The following is a 2,880-nucleotide window of genomic DNA, read 5'->3' as shown; positions in this document are numbered from 1 at the left end:
GATCGGCATTTCGCTGCCGACCTTCCTGATCGGCATCCTCCTGATCTACCTGTTCGCCGTTGTGCTGGGCTGGCTGCCCTCGTTCGGCCGCGGCGAGACCGTGCGGATCGGCTGGTGGAGCACCGGCCTCCTCACCGTCTCCGGGTTAAAGGCGCTGATCATGCCCTCGATCACGCTTGGCCTGTTCCAGATGACGCTGATCATGCGGTTGGTCCGCGCCGAGATGCTCGAGGTGCTGCGCACCGACTATATCCGCTTCGCCCGTGCCCGAGGCCTGACCACCCGGGCGATCCATTTCGGCCATGCCTTGAGGAACACGCTCATTCCGGTCATCACGGTGGCGGGACTGCAGTTTGGCTCGGTTATTGCATTCGCGATCATCACCGAAACCGTGTTCCAATGGCCCGGCATGGGTCTGCTTTTCGTCCAGGCCGTGCAGAACGTCGATATCCCGATCATGGCCGCGTATCTCTTGATGGTGTCCCTGATCTTCGTCACAATCAACCTGGTGGTTGATATCCTCTACACCGTGGTCGACCCGCGCCTGCGTTCGACCATCAGCCGACCGGCGTAGTTCCGGAAAATGAGCCCATGAGCGATGCCGCCCTTCCGAGCAAGCCCGAGACCAGCACTTCGCGCGCCGGCTCCTCGTCCAACGGCCGGCTCAAGCGCCTGGTTGAAGGCGACCTGTTCTACTCCTTCCGCCGCTCCCGCCTTACCATGCTCGCCGCGGCGATCACGGCCCTGTTCTTTCTCGCCGCGATCTTCGCTCCCCTGCTTTCGGTCCAAAACCCGTTCGACCCGGCGCAGCTGCAATTGATGAACTCGCGCATCGCGCCGCTCTGGACCGCTGACGGCCAGAGCCCGTTCCTGCTCGGCACCGACGAGCAGGGCCGCGACGTGCTGTCGGCGATCCTTTATGGCCTCCGAATCTCACTCGTGGTCGGCGTGCTCGGCGTGCTGGTCTCCGGCGCGCTCGGCATCGCGCTCGGCCTCGTGGCCGGCTATTTTGGCGGCGCCATCGACGGCCTGATCATGCGGGTTGCCGACGTGCAGCTCACCTTCCCCGCCATCCTGATCGCGCTGCTGGTCGACGGCATCGCCAAATCGGTGTTCGGCGACCGGCTCGACGCGGCGAGCATGCTGATCGTGCTGGTGATCGCGATCGGCCTCAGTTTTTGGGTGCAATATGCCCGCACGGTGCGCGGCTCAGTGCTGGTCGAGAAGAACAAGGATTACGTTGCGGCCGCCCGGCTGATCGGCCTGCCGGCGCCGGTGATCATGATGCGCCATGTGCTGCCCAACACAATGGGCCCGGTGCTCGTGATCGCAACCATCAACCTCGCGCTCGCGATCATCACCGAGGCGACGCTGTCGTTCCTCGGCTCCGGGATGCCCGACACCATGCCCTCGCTCGGCACGCTGATCCGGATCGGCAACAACTATCTGTTTTCCGGCGAATGGTGGATCGTCGCCTTTCCCGGCATCGCACTCGCCGCCCTGATCCTGTCGATCAACCTGCTCGGCGACTGGCTGCGCGAGGCGCTCAATCCGAAACTGCGATGAAGACTGATGGGATCAGAGCAAGCTCTTGCCGCGAATGCGATGCCACATCTCCTCATGCGAAGAGAACGCTCATGATGGGGGCGGCCAAGAACATATCAGGGAGGGGTGGTCGCGCCACGTCCATCACTCGTCATGCCCGGCCTTGTGCCGGGCATCCACGCCTTTCTTTTCTATGGCCTTCAAAGACGTGGATGGCCGGGACAAGCCCGGCCATGACGACGAGGAAACCTTGGCGCCAAGATCGGCTGGCGTCATATGCGATTGCTCCTTTCCCTAGTCGGAGAGGTGTAGACGGCCCTCGAAGCGTCGCAACATGACCGAACCGGTGCTCTCCGTGCGCAACCTCAAGGTGGAGTTTGCCACCCGTCGTGAAAGTTTGCGCGCGATCGATGGCATCTCCTTCGATATCGCCAAGGGCGAAGTGCTGGGCGTGGTCGGCGAATCCGGCGCCGGCAAATCAGTCACAGGGCTCGCCGTGATCGGCTTGATCGACCCTCCGGGCCGCATCGCTGGCGGCGAGATCCGCCTGTCCGGCCTGCGCATCGACGATCTGCCGCCGGAGGAGATGCGAAAAATCCGCGGCAAGCGGATCGGAATGATCTTCCAGGACCCGCTGACCAGCCTCAATCCGCTCTACCGGATCGGCGACCAGATCGTCGAGACCATCAAGACCCACACCAGCCTGTCCGACTCGTTCGCGCGAAAACGCGCCATCGACCTGCTCGCCGAAGTCGGCATTCCCGCGCCGGACAAGCGCATCGACGGCTACCCGCATGAATTCTCCGGCGGCATGCGCCAGCGCGTCGTGATCGCGCTCGCGCTCTGCGCCGAGCCCGAGCTGATCATCGCCGACGAGCCGACCACGGCGCTCGACGTCTCAGTGCAGGCCCAGATCATCGCGCTGATCAAGCGGCTTGGCCGCGACCACGGCACCGCCGTGATGCTGGTGACCCATGACATGGGCGTGATCGCCGAGACCTGCGACCGCGTCGCGGTGATGTATTCCGGCCGTATCGCCGAGATCGGCCCGGTGCAGGAGGTGATCCGCAATCCGCTGCACCCCTATGCCAAGGGGTTGATGGGCGCAATCCCGACGCTCGCGGGCGACGCTCACCGCCTGATCCAGATTCCCGGCGCGATGCCGCGGCTGTCGGCAATCCCCAGAGGGTGCCCGTTCAATCCGCGCTGTGCCCAGGCCTTCGAGCGCTGCACCATCGAGCGGCCCGAGCCGATCCGAAAGGACACCCAGGCCGTCGCCTGCCACCTGTTCGACGTCACGGAGAGCGCGGCATGACCGCTCCGTTCGTCGAGGTG

Annotated in this window: 3 protein-coding genes; all 3 read left to right on the top strand. The window is 64.3% G+C overall.

Features of this window, described 5'->3' with window-relative positions; genetic code table 11:
- Window positions 1–574 (top strand): ABC transporter permease (locus JOZ76_RS32615; protein ID WP_291705502.1); only part of this gene is annotated, 574 nt, incomplete at its 5' end.
- Between the two features lie 17 nt (window positions 575–591).
- The gene (locus JOZ76_RS32610) at window positions 592–1,566 is read left to right on the top strand and encodes an ABC transporter permease (protein ID WP_291705501.1); all 975 of its coding nucleotides are present in this window, start codon (window positions 592–594) and stop codon (window positions 1,564–1,566) included.
- A 313-nt stretch (window positions 1,567–1,879) separates the two neighbouring features.
- Entirely contained in the window at window positions 1,880–2,860 is a 981-nt protein-coding gene (locus JOZ76_RS32605; RefSeq protein ID WP_291705500.1) for an ABC transporter ATP-binding protein, read from the top strand.
- Window positions 2,861–2,880: the final 20 nt, after the last annotated feature.

Source organism: Bradyrhizobium sp., from assembly GCF_019244115.1.
Lineage (GTDB): Bacteria > Pseudomonadota > Alphaproteobacteria > Rhizobiales > Xanthobacteraceae > Bradyrhizobium.
The sequence above is the reverse complement of the archived record's forward strand: the minus strand, read 5'-3'. Positions and strand labels throughout refer to the sequence as shown.

Bases quoted from the DNA above. Each gene is read 5' to 3' on its own strand.
- JOZ76_RS32610 (WP_291705501.1), top strand. From the start codon at position 592: ATGAGCGATGCCGCCCTTCCGAGCAAGCCCGAGACCAGCACTTCGCGC.
- JOZ76_RS32605 (WP_291705500.1), top strand. From the start codon at position 1,880: ATGACCGAACCGGTGCTCTCCGTGCGCAACCTCAAGGTGGAGTTTGCC.